Origin of the sequence: Cupriavidus sp. 2TAF22 (genome assembly GCF_052115045.1) — a bacterium.
Taxonomy (GTDB): domain Bacteria; phylum Pseudomonadota; class Gammaproteobacteria; order Burkholderiales; family Burkholderiaceae; genus Cupriavidus.
Genome location: NZ_JBFRFX010000021.1, coordinates 136,241 through 152,894 on the forward strand (window position 1 = coordinate 136,241; position 16,654 = coordinate 152,894).

General features: G+C 69.8%; 13 protein-coding genes, 1 tRNA gene and 1 pseudogene. 5 read left to right on the top strand and 10 right to left on the bottom strand.

The window, feature by feature from the left end:
• Positions 1-97: 97 nt before the first annotated feature.
• The 4 genes and pseudogenes from AB4Z48_RS24190 to AB4Z48_RS24205 form a co-directional block, all read right to left on the bottom strand.
• Positions 98-253 (bottom strand): annotated as a pseudogene (locus AB4Z48_RS24190) (bifunctional aspartate transaminase/aspartate 4-decarboxylase); the annotation flags it as partial.
• Positions 254-493: 240 nt separating this feature from the next.
• The gene (aspT, locus tag AB4Z48_RS24195; protein WP_441618622.1) at positions 494-2,179 is read right to left on the bottom strand and encodes an aspartate-alanine antiporter; all 1,686 of its coding nucleotides are present in this window, start codon (positions 2,177-2,179) and stop codon (positions 494-496) included.
• A gap of 70 nt (positions 2,180-2,249) precedes the next feature.
• Positions 2,250-3,950 (bottom strand): aspartate-alanine antiporter, encoded by a 1,701-nt coding sequence (aspT, locus tag AB4Z48_RS24200; protein WP_441618624.1) that lies wholly within the window; start codon positions 3,948-3,950, stop codon positions 2,250-2,252.
• A 346-nt stretch (positions 3,951-4,296) separates the two neighbouring features.
• Positions 4,297-4,788 (bottom strand): MarR family winged helix-turn-helix transcriptional regulator, encoded by a 492-nt coding sequence (locus AB4Z48_RS24205; RefSeq protein WP_441618626.1) that lies wholly within the window; start codon positions 4,786-4,788, stop codon positions 4,297-4,299.
• Between the two features lie 267 nt (positions 4,789-5,055).
• Between AB4Z48_RS24205 and AB4Z48_RS24210 the strand changes: the two genes are divergently transcribed.
• Positions 5,056-6,471 (top strand): MATE family efflux transporter, encoded by a 1,416-nt coding sequence (locus tag AB4Z48_RS24210; RefSeq protein WP_441618628.1) that lies wholly within the window; start codon positions 5,056-5,058, stop codon positions 6,469-6,471.
• Positions 6,472-6,617: 146 nt separating this feature from the next.
• On the opposite strand, the gene AB4Z48_RS24215 is transcribed toward AB4Z48_RS24210, so the two are convergent.
• Positions 6,618-6,702 (bottom strand) — tRNA-Leu (locus AB4Z48_RS24215).
• Between the two features lie 113 nt (positions 6,703-6,815).
• Positions 6,816-7,175: an HNH endonuclease gene (locus AB4Z48_RS24220; protein ID WP_441618630.1), complete on the bottom strand. Its 360-nt coding sequence runs from the start codon at positions 7,173-7,175 to the stop codon at positions 6,816-6,818.
• 260 nt (positions 7,176-7,435) lie between these two features.
• On the opposite strand from AB4Z48_RS24220, the gene AB4Z48_RS24225 reads away from it, so the two are divergent.
• The gene (locus AB4Z48_RS24225; RefSeq protein ID WP_441618632.1) at positions 7,436-8,392 is read left to right on the top strand and encodes an alpha/beta hydrolase; all 957 of its coding nucleotides are present in this window, start codon (positions 7,436-7,438) and stop codon (positions 8,390-8,392) included.
• 129 nt (positions 8,393-8,521) lie between these two features.
• On the opposite strand, the gene AB4Z48_RS24230 is transcribed toward AB4Z48_RS24225, so the two are convergent.
• From AB4Z48_RS24230 to AB4Z48_RS24240, 3 genes are all read right to left on the bottom strand, one after another.
• Positions 8,522-10,435, bottom strand: coding sequence for an amidohydrolase (locus AB4Z48_RS24230; RefSeq protein ID WP_441618634.1), 1,914 nt, complete (start codon positions 10,433-10,435; stop codon positions 8,522-8,524).
• A gap of 193 nt (positions 10,436-10,628) precedes the next feature.
• The gene (locus AB4Z48_RS24235) at positions 10,629-11,522 is read right to left on the bottom strand and encodes an NAD(P)-dependent oxidoreductase (RefSeq protein WP_441618636.1); all 894 of its coding nucleotides are present in this window, start codon (positions 11,520-11,522) and stop codon (positions 10,629-10,631) included.
• A gap of 12 nt (positions 11,523-11,534) precedes the next feature.
• The gene (locus AB4Z48_RS24240; protein ID WP_441618638.1) at positions 11,535-12,740 is read right to left on the bottom strand and encodes an ABC transporter substrate-binding protein; all 1,206 of its coding nucleotides are present in this window, start codon (positions 12,738-12,740) and stop codon (positions 11,535-11,537) included.
• 243 nt (positions 12,741-12,983) lie between these two features.
• Between AB4Z48_RS24240 and AB4Z48_RS24245 the strand changes: the two genes are divergently transcribed.
• From AB4Z48_RS24245 to AB4Z48_RS24255, 3 genes are read left to right on the top strand one after another with little or no spacing between them, the layout of a single operon-like run.
• Positions 12,984-13,496, top strand: a complete 513-nt coding sequence (locus AB4Z48_RS24245; protein ID WP_441618640.1) for a DUF6622 family protein — start codon at positions 12,984-12,986, stop codon at positions 13,494-13,496.
• A 26-nt stretch (positions 13,497-13,522) separates the two neighbouring features.
• The gene (locus tag AB4Z48_RS24250; protein ID WP_441618642.1) at positions 13,523-14,611 is read left to right on the top strand and encodes a sensor histidine kinase; all 1,089 of its coding nucleotides are present in this window, start codon (positions 13,523-13,525) and stop codon (positions 14,609-14,611) included.
• A 30-nt stretch (positions 14,612-14,641) separates the two neighbouring features.
• Complete coding sequence (locus tag AB4Z48_RS24255) at positions 14,642-15,451, top strand: LytR/AlgR family response regulator transcription factor (RefSeq protein WP_441618644.1); 810 nt, start codon at positions 14,642-14,644, stop codon at positions 15,449-15,451.
• 224 nt (positions 15,452-15,675) lie between these two features.
• Here the strand turns inward: AB4Z48_RS24255 and AB4Z48_RS24260 are convergent, their stop codons facing one another.
• The gene (locus tag AB4Z48_RS24260) at positions 15,676-16,542 is read right to left on the bottom strand and encodes an IclR family transcriptional regulator (protein WP_441618646.1); all 867 of its coding nucleotides are present in this window, start codon (positions 16,540-16,542) and stop codon (positions 15,676-15,678) included.
• Positions 16,543-16,654: the final 112 nt, after the last annotated feature.

Below are 16,654 nucleotides of genomic sequence, written 5' to 3' on the forward strand. Positions count from 1 at the left end.
CGGGAAGCGGAGCGCCAACCATACCAGAGCCGTGCGGCGCGAGGATGCGGACACTTCCGCCGCCGTCGCGCCGCGCGCCATGCGGGTCAGCGCAGGCCTACTTCTTCGTCACGTCCTTGTTCGCCTTGTTGCCGGTGGCCTTGTTGTACTGTTCTACGTACTCCTCGAACAGCTTGCGGATCGAGCGGCCGATCTTGACGTAGTCCGACTCGTTGAGATTGGCCAGCGACACGCGTCCGGACGGGTGGCGCGAAAGGTCAGGTTTGGTCATGACTTGCTCCACGGAAAGGCTTGTTGGCGAGGGGCCAGGCCGGGACGGCGCCGTCGCGCCGGCCGCACTGGTCCGGAAACAGAAAACCGGAAACGGAGAACCGGAAACCGAGAACCGGAAACCGAGAACCGGAAACCGAGAACCGGAAACGGAAACGGAAACGGAAGAGGGGAGACGGGCGACAGGCAACAGGCAACAGGAAAGAACGCGAAGGCCGGCGCGCTACACCAGGCCCACCACCAGCGGCCCCAGCAGCGTCAGCAGCACGTTGGCCAGCGCATAGGTGATGGCGAAGGGCACCGTCGGCACCGGGCTTTCGGCCTTGTCGAGGATGCCGCCGAAGGCCGGGTTGGCGCTGCGCGAGCCCGACAGCGCGCCCGCCAGCAGCGCCGCGTTGTCGTACTTGAGCACGTAGCGGCCGAACAGCATGGTCAGGAACAGCGGCAGCAGCGTCACCACCGCGCCCAGCAGGAAGATCGTCAGCCCGCTTTGCTTGAGCGTGGTCACTGCCTGCAGCCCGGAGTTGATGCCCACGATGGCGACGAAGGCCGCCAGCCCGAAATCCTTGAGCAGCTGGCAGGCCGCGGTCGGCATGGCGCCGTACATGGGATGCTTGGAACGCGCCCAGCCGAACACCAGCCCGGAGAGCAGCGCGCCGCCGCCGGAGCCCAGCGTCAGCGGGATCGAACCCACCCGCCACACCAGCAGGCCGATCAGCAGGCCTACCAGCACGCCGGCGCCGAAGTAGACGAAGTCCGTCTTCTCGCTCGGCACCAGTTCATAGCCCGCCGTCCTGGCCGCGCGCGCGGTGTCGGCCGGGGTGCCGTAGAAGGTGATGATGTCGCCGTGCTGCAGCTTCAGCTCGGGCAGGATCGGCAGCGGGTGGTCATAGCGCTCGATATGCTCGATATACACGCCGTGCCGCTGTTCGCGCTCCACCATGCCGATGATCTGCGCGATGGACTTGTTGTTCATGTCCTTGTGGGTAAACACAGCGCGCCGCGTCTGCATCACCACGCCCATGCCCTCGGGCTCGGCCACCTCCTCGCCGACCACCAGCGCAGTGGGCACCATGGCGTCGCGCCGTCCCACCATCAGGACCAGGTCGCCGGGCTGCAGCACCAGCTCCTGCGTGACCTCGACCGCCTTGCCCGCGCGCATCACCTTTTCCACCGTGACCAGGTCCTCGCCCTTGGTCTCGATCTGCGCCACCGTCTTGCCAGCCGCGCCGGTCACGCGGAACACGCGCCCCACCAGGCGCGGCAGCGCGCCGCGCTGGCCGGGGCCGAACTGCGCCACGCCACCGTGCATGGCCGCCTCCACCTTCTTGGCGTCGGTCTTCAGGTCCGTCTTCATGAAGCGCGGCAGGATGTTTACGCACACGATGATCGCGCCCAGCGAGCCGAACACATAGGTCACCGCATAGCCGATCGCCACGTTGGACTGCAGCACCTTCACCTCTTCGGCCGACAGCCCGAGCTTGGTGATGGCGTCGCCCGCGGTGCCGATGATGGCCGACTGCGTCATGCCGCCGGCAGCCAGCCCGGCGGCCAGGCCCTTGTCGAGGTGGAACAGCTTGGCCAGGATCACCACCGTGGCCAGGCCCACCACCGCCATGAAGATCGCCATGGCGATCTCGCGCAGCGAGCTGCGGTTGAGCGAGTTGAAGAACTGCGGCCCGCTCTCGTAGCCCACGGCATAGATGAACACGGCGAACATCACCGCCTTCACGCCGTTGTCGATCTCCACGCCCACCTGGCTGATGACCACCGCCGCCAGCAGCGAGCCGGCCACGCCGCCCAGCTGGAAGCGCCCGAAGGTGATCTTGCCGATTGCGTAGCCGATGGCCAGCGACAGGAACAACGCCGCTTCGGGAGACTTCTGGAAGATGCCGTGCAACCACTCCATGCCTTGCTCCTGCTGCGTGAGAAATCGGTCGGGCCCGCCGCGGCGCGCACTTGCCCGGCCGGCGCGGTCTTCAATGCGCCAGCGAGCCGGCCACCGCCACCGCGATCGGTCCCATCAGCGGCAGCAGCACATTGGAGATCGCATAGGTGATGGTGTAGCCGATCACCGGCGTGCTGTTGCCCGCCGCGCTGGTCAGCGCCATGATGGCCGGCGTGCTGCATTGCTGGCCCGCCACCGCGCCGAGCAGGATCGGCGCCTCGATCTTCAGCCAGCGGCCGATCAGCAGCGACAGCGTCGCCGGGACCAGCGAAATCAGCACGCCCGCCACCGGCAGCGCCAGGCCATAGGTCTTCACCAGCTTGATCGCGTCCGGTCCGGCCGACAGGCCCACCGCCGCAATGAAGGTGGCGAGGCCGAAGTCCTTCAGGATCTCCGCGGCCGGCGAGGGCAGGGAGCCGATCAGCGGCATGCGCGCGCGCAGCCAGCCGAACGCCAGGCCCGAGACCAGGCAGCCGCCGCCGGTGCCCAGCGTCAGGTCCACGCTGCCCAGCTGCACGTCCAGCTTGCCGATCAGGATCCCCAGCAGCACGCCAATGCCGAGGAACACGAAATCGGTCTTGATGGTGGGCACCACGCGGTAGCCCAGCTCCGGCACCACGYGCTCCACCGCCTCGGACGGGCCGCTCAGGCTCAGCACGTCGCCGCGCTCCAGCACCGTGTTGGGCAGGGGCGGAATCGGGCGGCCGACGCGGCTGATGCCGTCGACATAGACGCCGCGGCCCAGGCCCACGTCGGCCATGCGGCGCAGCGCGGCCAGCGTCAGGCCACTGATCTCGCGGCGCGCGAGCAGCACGTCCTGCTCCACCTGCACCACCGTGTCCATGTCCGCGTCGCCGGCCGTGTCGAGGATCTCGGTGCCGGTTTCCTGCACGAAGCGCACCATCGCCTCGCGCCGGCCATAGGCCAGCACCACGTCGCCGATATGCAGGACTTCTTCGGGCGCGGGCTTGAAGGTCACGCCGTTGCGGCGGATGCGCCGGATCGTCACGCCCAGCGATACTGCCTGTTCGGCCTGCAGCACCGTGCGCCCGGCCGCGTCGCGCACCGACAGCAGGCGGCCCACCAGCGCCGGCAGCGCGGCGTACTGGCGCGCGCCCATGTCGCCTTCGCCACCGAGCTTGCGCCACAGCGCGGCGGCCGCCTCGCGCAGGTCGATGCGCATCAGCCACGGTGCGACCTGGCTGGTGAATAGCACGATCGTGATCAGCCCGAACAGGTAGGTGACGCTGTACGCCGTGACGATATTGGTCTGCAGCTCGCGCACGCGGTCGGCGGAGAGGCCCAGCCGGGCAATGGCTTCCGAGGCCGTGCCGATCACCGCCGACTCCGTCGCCGCACCGGCCAGCAGCCCGGCCGCGGTGCCCTGGTCGAGGTTCAGCACCACCACCGCCAGCGACATCAGCGCCAGCACCGAGGCCACCTCCACCAGCGAGAGCAGGCCGATGCGCCAGCTGCGCGCCACGTTGGCAAAGAACTGCGGACCACCGGTGAAGCCCAGCGCGAAGATGAACAGCGCGAAGAACACGTTGCGCACGTCGGCCTCGAGCCGCGCGCCGCTCTGGCCGATCACCAGCGCGGCAATCAAGGTGCCGCAGATGCCGCCGAGCTGGAACGGGCCCACCTTGACCGCACCCACGGCGTGACCCACGGCCAGCGCCAGGAACAGGGCGATCTCGGGTTGCGTTGCGAGCAGACGGACGATGGTTTCCATGAGGCGGCCAGCCGTGCGGAGGGATCACTGGTCCATGGGGCGCCCGCGCAAGGCTGCGCGCGGCACGGATATTCGCCGGGCCCGGCCTCGCCGGCCGGCGGCACGGGATCGGCGTGGGCCATTATCCCTGCCGTCACTTGGCGCGCGTGCTGAAAGCTTTTGTTTGTGATTTAAGCGGCGTCGATGTGCCGCGTGGGGCGCAGGGATCAGCGCATTCCTGCCGGCCGATGGATGGCGGGCGCATCGCGGCATCGCCCGGCGCGTAGGTCGCGCATGCGTGGATCAGGGGGCGTGGAGCAGCCGCGGGCCGGGGGCGCTTGCCGCGAGGCGCGGGCAGCGGTGTGGCTCAGGCCGGCGTTCGGCCTGTCTTGCCGGCGCTGGCGCCGGGCTCCGTGAATCCCGACGCAAAGGCCGGGGAAGCGATGCGGTTGAGTACGCCGCGCAGCGCGCTGGCTTCGGCCTGGCCCAGCGAGGCTTCGAAGCGCGCCTGCGCTTCGCTCCATAGCGCCCGCGACTCCTTCAGCTTGCTCTTGCCGCTCGTCGTCAGGCTGACGCGGCGGCTGCGCCGGTCATTCTCGTCGGGCACCAGTTCGACATAGCCATCGCGCGCCAGCGGCTTGAGCGTATGTCCGAGCGCGGAAAGGTCCATCACCAGCGCATCGGCCAGGGCCCGCATGGTGGGACGGTCGGCGCGGTCGATCTGGGATAGCAGCGCGTGCTGCGTGGCGCGCAGGCCGCTCGGTGCCAGCACGTCGTCGTAGAGCTGGCCCAGCCGGCGCGCGGCCCGGCGCAGTGCGGCGTTGTTGCAGATCGGCTCGCTCGGTGCAGGGGAATTCATGGTGAGGTCAGGCCCGTTCGCGGAGGTGGAAATCGAGTTGTGGCGCAGAGTGCGCTTGACGGCGCCCAAGGGAAAACGCCGGCAGGCCGTCTTGTTGACAGCGGCGGGCACCATCCATATAGTGGCATATGCCTGTAATTAAAACATCCCGGCAATACCCGCAGGGGTGGCCGGAGTGGCAGGGACAGGCTGCCCCCAAGCCGGGAATTCTAGAGGAATTCGCCTGCGCCCGGGCTCGACGCAATGCACGGTTCCCGGACAATACCCATGAATGATCGTCTCGCACAAGCCACTGCTGCCGCAAGCCCCGCCATCCCGGCCCCGCCGGCCGGCGCCAGTGCCGCCCGGCAACGGACCGAGCTGATGCTGCGGGCGCCGGTCCTGCCCACGCTGTTGCGCCTCGCCGCGCCCAACGTCGTGGTGATGCTGGCGCAGGCCACGGCCAATTTCCTTGAAAGCTACTATGTGGGCCGGCTGGGCGTGGAGGCGCTGGCCGGTGCCGCGCTGGTCTTCCCGCTGGTCATGCTGGTGCAGATGATGTCGGCGGGCGGGATCGGCGGCGGCATCTCGTCGGCCATTGCGCGCGCGCTCGGCGCAGGGCGCCAGCAAGACGCGCAGTCGCTCGCCCTGCACGCCGTGGTGATCGCACTGGTGCTGGGACTGGTGTCGACGCTGGTCGTGGTCCTCGGCGGAGCGCAGATCTATACGATGATGGGCGGACGAGGCGAAGCGCTGAAGGCAGCCCTTACCTACTCGAACGCCATCTTCGCGGGCGCGATCTTCCTCTGGCTGCTCAACACGCTGGCAAGCGTGCTGCGCGGCACCGGCAACATGAAGCTGCCGGCGGCAGTACTGACCGGCGGCGTATTCATCCTGCTGGTGTTGTCGCCGGCATTCATTTTCGGCTTTGGCCCGATCCCCGCCATGGGCATCGCGGGCGCGGGGCTGGCACTTGTGGCGTACTACGTCATCGGCACGGTCGTGCTCATGTGGAGCCTGCTGCGCGGCAGGGGCGGCTTCCGCCTGAGTTTCAGGCACCGGCTTCGCTGGTCGCAGTTCGCCGAGATCCTTGGCGTGGGCGGCGCCGCCGCACTGAACAATACGACGGCCAACCTGGCGGTCACGCTGGCGACGGCATTCGTCGCCGCCATGGGCACGAGGGAGCTGGCCGGCTTTGGCCTGGGCATCCGCATCGAATACCTGCAGATCCCGATCGTGTTCGGGGTCGGCTCTGGCATGGTGGCGATGATCGGCATGAACACGGGCGCCGGGCAACTGGAGCGGGCGCGCGAGGTTGCCTGGAAGGGCGCCTGTATCGCCGCGCTGGCCACCGAAGTCGTCGGGCTGGCCGCGGCCGTGTTTCCCACCGCATGGCTGCACCTGTTCTCGACGGATGCGGAGGCGGTCGCCACCGGCACCACGTATCTCAGGATCGTGGCGCCGGCCTATGGCCTGCTTGGCTGCGGGCTGGCCCTGTATTTCGCCTCGCAAGGGGCGAAGCGGATGCGCTGGTCCGTGATCGCCGGCATCGGCCGGGTGGTCGTGATCGCGCTGGGCAGCAGCCTGGTGGTGCAAGTCTTCGGCAGCAGCCTGGCGGCGCTGTGCGCGGTGCTGGTGCTGGCCTTTGCCGTATTCGCACTGCTCAATGCGGTGCCGTGGATGGCGGCGCCGGCGAAGCGATGACAGGTGCGGGGCAAGGCCTGGCGGCCGCGCCGCTGCGACCGGTGCCTTGCGCATGAAGGGAGCCGGCCTGCCCCGGTGCCGCCGCCCGGCGCCGCAAAACAAAAAACCCGCCGTGCTCGAAAGCACTGCGGGTTTTTCGTTGGATCTGGTGCCCGGGGTCGGACTCGAACCGACACGCCTTGCGGCGGGGGATTTTGAGTCCCCTGCGTCTACCTGTTTCACCACCCGGGCGGAGTGGATGCCGGCGGCCTGGACCGGAAACCGGCTTGCCAGCGGCGCACTGAGCCGGGAATTATGCCGCAAATCCCGCGCGCCCACAACCGGACGCCGGGCGGCGGGCAAGCCTAGTCGCCGCGCCTGCTCCGGGTGGCGCGGCTGCGGTCGTAGTATTCGGGCGGCTTGCGGGCGATCCAGCGGATGAAGTCGGCCATGGCGGGGTGGGCGCGCAGGCGGTCCCAGTCATGGTAAGTACGGGCAAGTTCGGCCTCGGTGAATACGGAGTGGATCTTCTGGTGGCAGACGCGGTGCATGGCCACGGCGTCGCGTCCACCCTGGCTGCGTGGCACGAGGTGGTGCAGGTCGATGCTGGGGCCGGGTGCCAGCGGCCGTCCGCACAGGGGGCATGGCGCGGCGGCGGCAGGGGCGCCGGCGGGCGGACCTTGCTGGTGGTCCTGACCGGCGCGCAGATGGCGTTTGACGACCATGAACGGGGCGTGGCTGGAGGGATAGGCGCAAGCGGCCACAACTGGCCGCAACTGGCGGATGTCTCCGTCCGATTCCGGGAATCTTCCGGCTGGAACGCCGCCTGCGAACTCGGATAGCATTATTGCCGCCGCAGCGCCCGCCGGGCTACCGGGATCGTCCCGGATCTGCCCGGCGCGTGCGGTGCAGGCAAATTCTTCCCCCGCAGGCCGCTACGCCAAGACAACAAGAGGCGGCCTCGGTCCAATCGTCCCGGAGACCTATGTCCAACCCTTCGTCCCTCGCCAGCCTCGCAGAGCTGCCGTCGCAGGATCCCGCCTTTTTCGAACGCGAGTACAACAACCGGGCCATGGTGCCGGACAACGCCGCCTACATGGCCCAGTGGGCCGAGCTGTCGCGGCAGGTGCGCGAGCGCGACGGCTGGCTCGAAGATCTGAGCTATGCCGATGCCCCGCCCGGCCCGAACGCAGCGGCCGAGCGGCTGGACTATTTCCCGGCGCACGCCGCCGCATCGAAGGGCAACGCGGGCAATGCCGGCCATGCCGGCCATGCGCCGCCGCTGCTGGTGTTCCTGCATGGCGGCTACTGGCGCGCGCTGGACAAGCGCGACCATAGCCTCGTAGCCAATGCGCTGCCGGGCTGCGGCGTCTCGGTGGCGGTGGTCGGCTACTCGCTGGCACCGGCGGTGGCGGTGCCTGCCATCCTGCTGCAGGCGGCGCGCAGCGTGGCCTGGCTGTACCGGCAGTCGGAGCGGCTCGGGCACGACCGGTCCCGCATCTTCGTCGCGGGGCATTCGGTGGGCGGCAACATGGCGGCGATGATGCTCGCCACGCACTGGCCGGGCCTTGGCGCCGACCTGCCTGCCGACCTGGTCAAGGGCGCGGTGTCGGTCAGCGGCGTGCACGAACTGGAGCCGCTGCGCCGCGCGCCGTTCCTGGCCAACCTGTGCCTGTCGGAGCAGGACGTGGCGCGCATGTCGCCGGCCCGCCTGCTGCCGGCCACGGCGGCGCCGCTGGTGACCGCGGTGGGCGAACTGGAATCCGGCGAATACCAACGCCAGAGCGCGCTGCTGCGGGCCGCCTGGCCAGCCAATGCATCGGTGCCGGGCGCCGTGCATTTACCGATGCCGGGCAAGCACCATTTCAGCGTGGTGAACGATTTCGCCGAGCGGGACAGCCCGCTGCTGCGGGCAGTGCGGCGCATGATCGGGGTGGACTGAGGCGCCTGATCTGCCGAGGCCCCGCAGGCGGGAATGGGGAGCCAGCCGGCGCCGCGTCGATGCCAGATGGCTGCCGCCGCCCTCCCATCGCAGGGGAGAGGGCAGCAAACCTTCGCCATCGGGGTGCGGCTACTTCCCTTTCGCGGGTTCGCTCCAGAGCTGGTCGAGAATCACCTCCAGCGCCGCGGGCAGGTCGCCATCGCCCTGCGCGGGGTAGGCGAGGCCGGCCGCGGGCGCCAGCTCCGGGTTGCCATGCATGGCGAATTCCGCGGGGCGCGAAGCCACGGGCGGTTGCGCCAGCGCACGGTCATAGATCAGATTGCCTTCCTTGAAGGTCTGCAGCACCTTGATGCTGGCCAGGGTGTCGCGCGGCACGCTCAGCGGATTGGCCGACAACACGGCAAAGTCGGCCAGCTTGCCGGGCGTGATGCTGCCCTTGGTGTTTTCCTCGAAGTGCTGGTACGCGGCCCAGATCGTCATGCTCTTGAGCGCGGTCAGCGGATCGAGCCGCTGGCCCGCGCCAAGCACGAAGCCGCTGCGCGTAGTGCGGTTGACCGTGGCCGAGAGCACGCGCATGGAATCGGGCAATGCCACCGGGGCGTCGTGGTGGGAGCTGACCCGCATGCCGGCATCGACCACCCATTTCATCGGCGAGATATTCTCCGCGCGCTGCGGTCCCAGCACCGACTGGCGGTGCCAGTCGCCCCAGTAGTAGGTATGCATGGGGAACAGCGAGGGGAAGACGCCGAGCGCCTTCAGCTCCGGCACCTGGTCCTTGCGCAGCGTCTGCCCGTGGACCAGCACCGGCCGCACGTCCACGCCGGGGTTGGCCTGCTCGGCCTTGCGCATGGCGGTGATCATCTGGTCGATGGCGCGGTCGCCGTTGGCGTGGGTCAGTACCTGCCAGCGGTGCGACAGCGCCTTGTCGTAGACCTCGAAGACCCCGGCGTCCTTCACCACGCCATAGCCGGCATAGTCCGGCTTGTTGCCGGCCGGCACCTTGAAATACGGCCGGCTCAGCCACGCGGTCTTGCCCTGCGGCGAGCCGTCGAGCGTCAGCTTGACGCCGCCGATGCGGAAGTGGCCGGTGTACTGGGGCGGCTCCGTCACCGGATGGAAGAAGGGCGCCTGCATGAGGGCCTCCGCGCCGGGCTTCAGGATGTCCGGGTAGGACACCACGTCGGCCTGCAGCACGCCTTTTTGCGCCGCGGCCATGGTGGCCTTGACCTGGGCCGGGGCGGTGCGCCCGTCCTGGAGCGTGGTGTAGCCATGGCTGACGTAGAGCTTCTGGCCGGCAGCGAGCATGGCGATGGCCTCGGCTTCGCCAAGCCTGGGGAACAGCCTGGCCAGCGCGAGGAAGAAGGCATTCTCCTCCAGCACGCCGTCCGGCTCGCGGCTGCCGGGGCGCCGGCGGATCACGCCGCCGTCGGGATCGTTGCTCGCGGCGCTGATGCCGGCCATCTCCAGCGCGCGGCTGTTGAGCGCGCCGAAATGGCCCGACTGGTGCACCAGCGCGACCGGCATGTCGGTGGCCACGGCGTCGAGGTCCTGCCGGGTCGGATGGCGCTTTTCCCTGAGCTGGGAGTCGTCATAGCCAAAGCCGAACAGGACCTTGAGGTGCGCCGGCATCGGGGACTGGCGGCGAAAGTCGCGCAGCGTCTTCTGCAGCTCGGCAATCGATGCATTCGGGCCGTCGGGCGGCGGCAGCAGGTTGGCGCTCTGTGCCTGGAAGCCGACCATGGTGACATGGCCGTGCGCGTCGACAAAACCGGGGATCAGCGTGCCGCCGTTGAGATCGTTCATGCGCGTGGCGCTGCCGCGGTACTGCATGATTTCGGCGGCGGAGCCCACCGCCAGGATCTTGCCGCCCCTGGACGCCACCGCTTCGGCAGCGGGGATCGCCTCATCGATCGTCACGACTGCCCCGTTGTGCCAGATCGCGTCCGCCACCACCGGCGGCGGTCCGGGCGGGGCGCAGGCGCTGGCGAGCAGGGCGGCGGCCAGGGCCTGCGCGGCCCTGGCGGCGGGATGGGAAGTCTTCATTGCGGGATCCTTGCGGCGGCCAGCGAACGCCCACGGGCGGCTGCGCCATTGTCGGCCGCGAGCGCGCCGAAAGAGCGCCATGCCAGGTCCGGTCGATTTCTTTCATGACGCGCGACGATAACGTTTAATTCTCTCCCGCCCGCCCGCCCGCCCGCCCGCCCGCCCGCCCGCCCGCCCTCCCGGCCTTCGGTCCTCAGCCCTCCAGCACGCGTAGCAAGGACGACGTATCGTCCTTGCCCCAGCCCTTCTCCATCAGCGTGGCGAGCTGGCGCGAGGTGGCCTGCATGGCGGGCAGCGCCAGGCCGAGCTGCCCGGCGATCTCCGCCGCCAGCCCGAAATCCTTGTCGTGCAGGCGCGCTTCGATGCCGGCGGCGAAGTCGTGCGCCACCATCTTCGGCCCCATCAGGTCCAGCATGCGGCTGCCCGCCATGCCGGTGGCCATGGCCTGCAGCACGCGGGTGCCGTCGACCTGCTGCGCCTGCGCGAAGCGCATGGCCTCGGCGATGCCTTCGATATTCACCACCTGCGCGATCTGGTTGCACAGCTTGGCCACCTGGCCCGCGCCGCTGTCGCCGATATGGGTGATGGTCTTGCCCAGCAGCGCCAGCAACGGGCGCACGCGCTCCAGCACCTCGGCCTTGCCGCCCGCCATGATGGTCAGGCTGGCCGCCTGCGCGCCGGCGGTGCCGCCGGACACCGGGCAGTCCAGCGCCTCGATGCCGCGCTCGGCCAGCCGCGCGGCGATCTCGCGCGTGACGATGGGCGAGATGGTGCTGTGGTCCACGCAGACGGTGCCCGGCGCCGCGCCCTCGATCACGCCGTGCTCGCCCAGCAGCACCGCGCGCACGTCTTCGGACGAGGTCACGTTGGTGAACACCACCGCCGCGCCGCGCGCGGCCTCGGCCGGCGTGGCGCACGGCACCGCGCCAAGCGCGCGCGCCGCATCGGCGGCCTCGGGGCGGCGCACAAGGGCGCGCACGCCGTGGCCGGCGGCGATCAGGTGGCGCACCATCGGCGTGCCCATGGCGCCCAGGCCGATAAAGCCGAGGGTCAGGGATTCAGGGGGCCGGGAAACTGTATCGGTCATGGCAGGACATCCTTACTTGTCAGACGCGTAGGCAAACTTGCCGTTGCGGATCACGCCCATCACGCGCGAGCGCTGATCGAAGCCCTGGTGGTCCTTCTCGCTCATGTTCATCACGCCGTTGGGAATGGTCAGGTTGGTGGTGTTCTCCAGCGCATCGCGCATGGCATGGCGGAATGCCTTCGTGCCCGGCTGCGCGCCGCCCTTGCCCGCGCGGCGCACCGCATCGTCGAGCAGCATCCACGCGCCCCAGGCGTCGCCGGCGAACTGGGTGATGCTGTCGGTGCCATATCTGGCCTCGTAGCGCGTCAGGAAATCCAGCGCCACCTTCTTCACCGGATGGCTGTCCGGCAGCTGGCGCGCCACCACCACCGGCCCGGTGGGGAACAGCGTGCCTTCCACGTCCTTGCCGCCCATGCGCAGGAAATCCCAGGTGGCGATGCCGTGCGTCTGGTACACGCGGCCCTTGTAGCCGCGCTCGGCCAGCGTCTTCTGCGGCAGCACCGACGGCGTGCCCGCGCCGGCGACCAGGATCGCATCCGGATTGGCGGCCATCAGCTTGAGCACCTGCCCGGTCACCGAGGTATCGTTGCGCGAGAAGCGCTCGCTGGCCACCACCTTGATCTTGCGCAGTTCCGCCAGCCTGGAGAACTCGCGCCACCAGCTCTCGCCATAGGCGTCACTGAAGCCGATGAAGCCCACCGTCGTCACGCCGTGGTTGCTCATGTACTCGGTCAGCACCGTGGCCATGTGCGAATCGTTCTGCGGCATCTTGAAGGCCCAGCGCCGCTTCGGGTCCGACTGCGGCTCGATGATGGCGGCCGATGCCGCCAGCGCCACCATCGGCGTCTCGCCTTCGGCCACCGCGTCCAGCGCGGCGATCGCCGTGGGGGTGATATTGGGGCCTACCACCACGTCGACCTTTTCCTCGGAAATCAGCTTGCGCACGTTGCGCACGGCCGCGGCCGGGTCGGAGCCATCGTCCAGGATCACGTACTGCGCGCGCTGCCCGCCCAGCGTCTGCGGCCACATCAGCACCGTGTTCTTGGACGGGATGCCGATGGAGGCGGCCGGGCCGGTGGTGGACACGTCGATGCCCACGCGGATGTCGGCGCGGGCCGTGCCGGCCGCGAGCGCGGCGACGCCACAGGCGACGGCGGCGGCAAGGCGCAGGGTGGAGGCAGCGGAGGCAGCGGGGGCAGGGCGGCTGGGCAAGGGCATGCGTGTCTTCCTCGTTTTATGTTCTGGCTCGATGTACTACCGCGGGAAACCGTGCGTGGCTGGCCGCCATCGTATCCGGAATCGCCCATGTTGCGAAAGCTGCCCGCCACGGCTCGCGCCGCGCCGCCCGCATCTGGCGACGCGCACCCGCATTCCGTCACGGGCGGCTCCCCGCCGGCGGCGTGCCCCGGCACCATGGCGCATCCCGACGCCTTTCATGCCTTCATACACCGGAGCGCCGCCATGACAGCCAATCTCCTCCAACATACGCCCGCCTGGGTCTGGATCCTGCTGGCCGCACTCGTCGCGCTGGGCCGGGCGCAGGCCGTGCCCCGCCGCATGACCCTGTTGCGCGGCGCCGCCATGCCTGGGGCCATGGCCGTGGTCTCGCTCGTCGGGACCCTCGGCTTCTTCCCGGGGCAGCCGGGCGCGCTGGCCGCCTGGAGCGCCGGCGCCGCCGCCGCGCTGGTGCTGTGCAACATGGCCGGCGCCTGGGGCGGGATCCGCCGGGAGGATGCCGCGCGGCGGCTGTACGTGCCCGGCAGCTGGGTGCCGCTGGGGCTGATCCTGTGCATGTTCGCCATGCGCTTCGGCCTGGGCGCCGGCCACGCCATGCACGCGGCGTGGCTGGCCGATCCGCGCGCCGCGCTGGCGGCCGGCTTTGCTTCCGGCGCGGTTAGCGGTATCTTCCTCGCACGCGGCCTGGCGATGTGGCGGGCGGCCAGGCAGACGCCAGCGGCCGGCGTCATCGGCTGAACGCTTCGATACCGGTTTCCCTCTCCATGCAAGCCACCATTCCACGCCGCCCCTTGCACTGGTTCCTGCGCGAGCTGCGCATCGGCGTGCCCGTGGCATTCGGCGCCGCGCTGTTCTTCAGCACGCTTTACCGCGAGCAGTTCGGCACCAACCTGATCTATTCCATCTGCATCACCGCGCTGATCCAGGCGCTTATCCAGGGCGGGCGCTACGGCATGCTGCGCCTGGGCGTGCAGTCGGAGCGCGCCCCGGGCGGGCGTGCCTGGCCGGACTACCGGCTGATGTTCCCGTGGGTGCTGGTGTCCGGCGTGCTGGGCTATTTCGGCGGCAGTGCCGTGGCCGGCTGGCTGACCGGCTCCTACGGCAGCCCGGCGGAGCTGGCACGCAACCCGCGCGCGCTCGCGCTCAGCACCACCGTGGTCATGGCGCTGGCCGCCGCCATCAGCTACTTCTTCTACACGCGCGGCCGCATGGCCGCCATGGCCGCGCGCGAGCAGGCCGCGCTGCGCAGCGCGGCGGAGAACCAGCTGCGGCTGCTGGAGTCACAGCTCGAGCCGCACATGCTGTTCAACACGCTGGGCAACCTGCGCGCGCTGATCGGCCAGGACCCGCAGCGCGCCCAGCACATGCTCAACCAGCTGATCGCGTTCCTGCGCGCCACGCTGGAGGCATCGCGTTCCGGTCCGCATCCGCTGTCGTCGGAGTTCGCGCGCGTGGCCGACTACCTCGGCCTGATGGAGGTCCGCATGGGCGAGCGCCTGCGCACCGAACTGGACCTGCCGCCCGAACTCGCCGGCCTGCCGGTGCCGCCGCTGCTGCTGCAGCCGCTGGTGGAGAACGCCATCAAGCACGGGCTGGAGCCCAAGCTCGCAGGTGGCGTGATCCGGCTCGCCGCGCGCCGGGATGGCAATGTGCTGGTCCTGACGGTGCGCGACACCGGCATGGGCCTGCGCGTGTCGCCGCTGGCGCCGCCGAAGGACGCCACCTGCTTCGGCACCGCGCAAGTGCGCGAGCGGCTGGCCCAGCTCTTCGGCACCCAGGCCAGCTTCACCCTGGACAAGGCCGGCGATGCCGATGGCGGCACGCTGGCCACCGTACGCATCCCGCTCTCCTGACCCGACGCTCCCGCCGCCACGTCATACCCAATGCAAGCCACCGCCCTCATCGCCGAAGACGAAATCCTGCTCGCCGCCGACCTGCGGGCCGAGCTCTCGCGCTTGTGGCCGGACCTGCGCATCCTCGCCACCGTGGGCGACGGCGCCGCCGCCGTGACGCAGGCGCTGGCGCTGCAACCGGACCTGCTTTTCCTCGATATCCGCATGCCTGGCATGTCCGGACTGGAAGCCGCGCAGGTCCTGGCCGAGGACTGGCCTGCCGGGGGCAAGCCGTTCCCGCTGGTGGTGTTCGTCACCGCGTTCGACAACTATGCGCTGCACGCCTTCGAGCAGGCCGCGGCGGACTACATCCTCAAGCCCGTGCAGCCCGAGCGGCTGGCCAAGGCATGCACGCGCCTGCAGGCCGCGCTGGCGCAGCGCGCGCAGAGCCCCGCGTCCGACGCCACGCTGGCACAGTTGCGCACGCTGCTCGGCGCGGGCTCGCCGCTGGCGCCGGCTTCCGGATCCAGCCAGCCACTCAAGGTCATCCAGGCCAGCGCGGGCAGCACCATCACCATGGTGCCCGTCGCGGAGGTGCTCTACTTCGAGGCCGACGACAAATACGTGCGCGTGGTCACCGCGGGCGGCGGCCAGCACTGGATTCGCCTGTCGCTGCGCGAGTTGCAGGCGCGGCTGGACCCGCAGGTGTTCTGGCAGGTCCACCGCGGCACCATCGTGCGCGCGGACGCCATCGTCACCGCCACGCGCGACGATGCCGGCAAGATCACGCTGACCCTGCGCGGCAGCGACGACAAGGTCGGCGTGAGCCGGCTCTATGCCGACCTGTTCAAGGGGATGTAGGCGCCTGCGCACTTGCTGGCGCGGAACCAGACGCGAAACCAGGCGCGAAACCAGGCGCGAAACCAGGCGCGGATCGCGCGTTCTTGCCGTTTCCGCGCGTCGCGCAATTCACGTTTGTGGTGCGCTCGGCGCTGCAGGCGCCGGCGAAGCCATGACGCATCGGTATGCCAGGTGCCGGGCTGATCGGCGCGGCCGCCCGGTCAGCGTCGGCGGCGGCGCGCCGCTTACCTTGCCCCGAACTGCTGCCCGAGGGTGCGCTCGATTTCGCGAACCGTCTCGATCAGCAGCGGCCTTACCTGTTCGCGCATGCGCTGCGCCGAGAACGTCTGCGCCGGACCGGCGACGCTGATCGCCATCGCGGGCAGGCCGCGTCCGGGGGTGAAGGAGGTGGCGATGCCGTGGACTTCCTTGACCCATTCGCCGAGGGAGGTGACGCAGCCGGTGGTGCGCAATTCCTCCATCGCGCTGGCGATGCCGTGCTCCACGGCAGGCCAGGCGCCTTCATCCAGTGCGCGGATGCGCTCCATGACTTCGGCGCGCTCGCCGGCGGGCAGGCTGGCGAGGTACACGCGGCCGGCGGCGGAGGTGCCGAGCGCGATGCGCGATCCCACGTCGAGGCTGAGGGTGACGATGGACGTGCTGCGGCAGCATTCCAGGTAGAGCATGGAAAGCCGGTCGCGGGTGGACATGGCCACCACGGCGCCGGTGTCGACCGCGAGGCGCTGCATGAACGGGCGCGCGACCTGGCGCACGTCCAGGTTGGAGAGCATGGCGCTGCCCAGCGCGCCGGTGGCGGTGCCGAGGCGGTACTTGCCGCTGTCCGGCACCACATGCAGGTAGCCGAGCTTGGTCAGCGTGTAGGTCAGCCGCGTGACGGTGGACTTGGGCAGGCCGCAGCGCTCGGCGATCTCGTGGTTGGCCAGGAAGGTGTCGCCGCTGCGGAAGGCGCTGAGCACTTCCAGCCCGCGTGCCAGCGCGGTCACGAAGTGGCGGTCCTGCGCGCCTTCGGGGGACGCTTCGTCCTCGCCGTCCTCACGTTCCTCCGCGGTGGAAAGCTCTCGTTCAGCGGAAGTCTCGTTGCGCCTTGCCATCTTGTCCTGTTCCCATCTAGCCGAAAAATCGTGGTGTTGCGCGTGCGCGCCGCCCGGTGGTTGGTGCGCCAGGCCGGTCACCACCGTCCAGCCGCACAAAATAGCATAGATG

Coding starts and splice junctions, on each gene's coding strand:
- aspT (WP_441618622.1), bottom strand. CDS start 2,179: ATGGAGTGGTTGCACGGCATCTTCCAGAAGTCTCCCGAAGCGGCGTTG.
- AB4Z48_RS24205 (WP_441618626.1), bottom strand. CDS start 4,788: ATGAATTCCCCTGCACCGAGCGAGCCGATCTGCAACAACGCCGCACTG.
- AB4Z48_RS24210 (WP_441618628.1), top strand. CDS start 5,056: ATGAATGATCGTCTCGCACAAGCCACTGCTGCCGCAAGCCCCGCCATC.
- AB4Z48_RS24220 (WP_441618630.1), bottom strand. CDS start 7,175: ATGGTCGTCAAACGCCATCTGCGCGCCGGTCAGGACCACCAGCAAGGT.
- AB4Z48_RS24225 (WP_441618632.1), top strand. CDS start 7,436: ATGTCCAACCCTTCGTCCCTCGCCAGCCTCGCAGAGCTGCCGTCGCAG.
- AB4Z48_RS24230 (WP_441618634.1), bottom strand. CDS start 10,435: ATGAAGACTTCCCATCCCGCCGCCAGGGCCGCGCAGGCCCTGGCCGCC.
- AB4Z48_RS24235 (WP_441618636.1), bottom strand. CDS start 11,522: ATGACCGATACAGTTTCCCGGCCCCCTGAATCCCTGACCCTCGGCTTT.
- AB4Z48_RS24240 (WP_441618638.1), bottom strand. CDS start 12,740: ATGCCCTTGCCCAGCCGCCCTGCCCCCGCTGCCTCCGCTGCCTCCACC.
- AB4Z48_RS24245 (WP_441618640.1), top strand. CDS start 12,984: ATGACAGCCAATCTCCTCCAACATACGCCCGCCTGGGTCTGGATCCTG.
- AB4Z48_RS24250 (WP_441618642.1), top strand. CDS start 13,523: ATGCAAGCCACCATTCCACGCCGCCCCTTGCACTGGTTCCTGCGCGAG.
- AB4Z48_RS24255 (WP_441618644.1), top strand. CDS start 14,642: ATGCAAGCCACCGCCCTCATCGCCGAAGACGAAATCCTGCTCGCCGCC.
- AB4Z48_RS24260 (WP_441618646.1), bottom strand. CDS start 16,542: ATGGCAAGGCGCAACGAGACTTCCGCTGAACGAGAGCTTTCCACCGCG.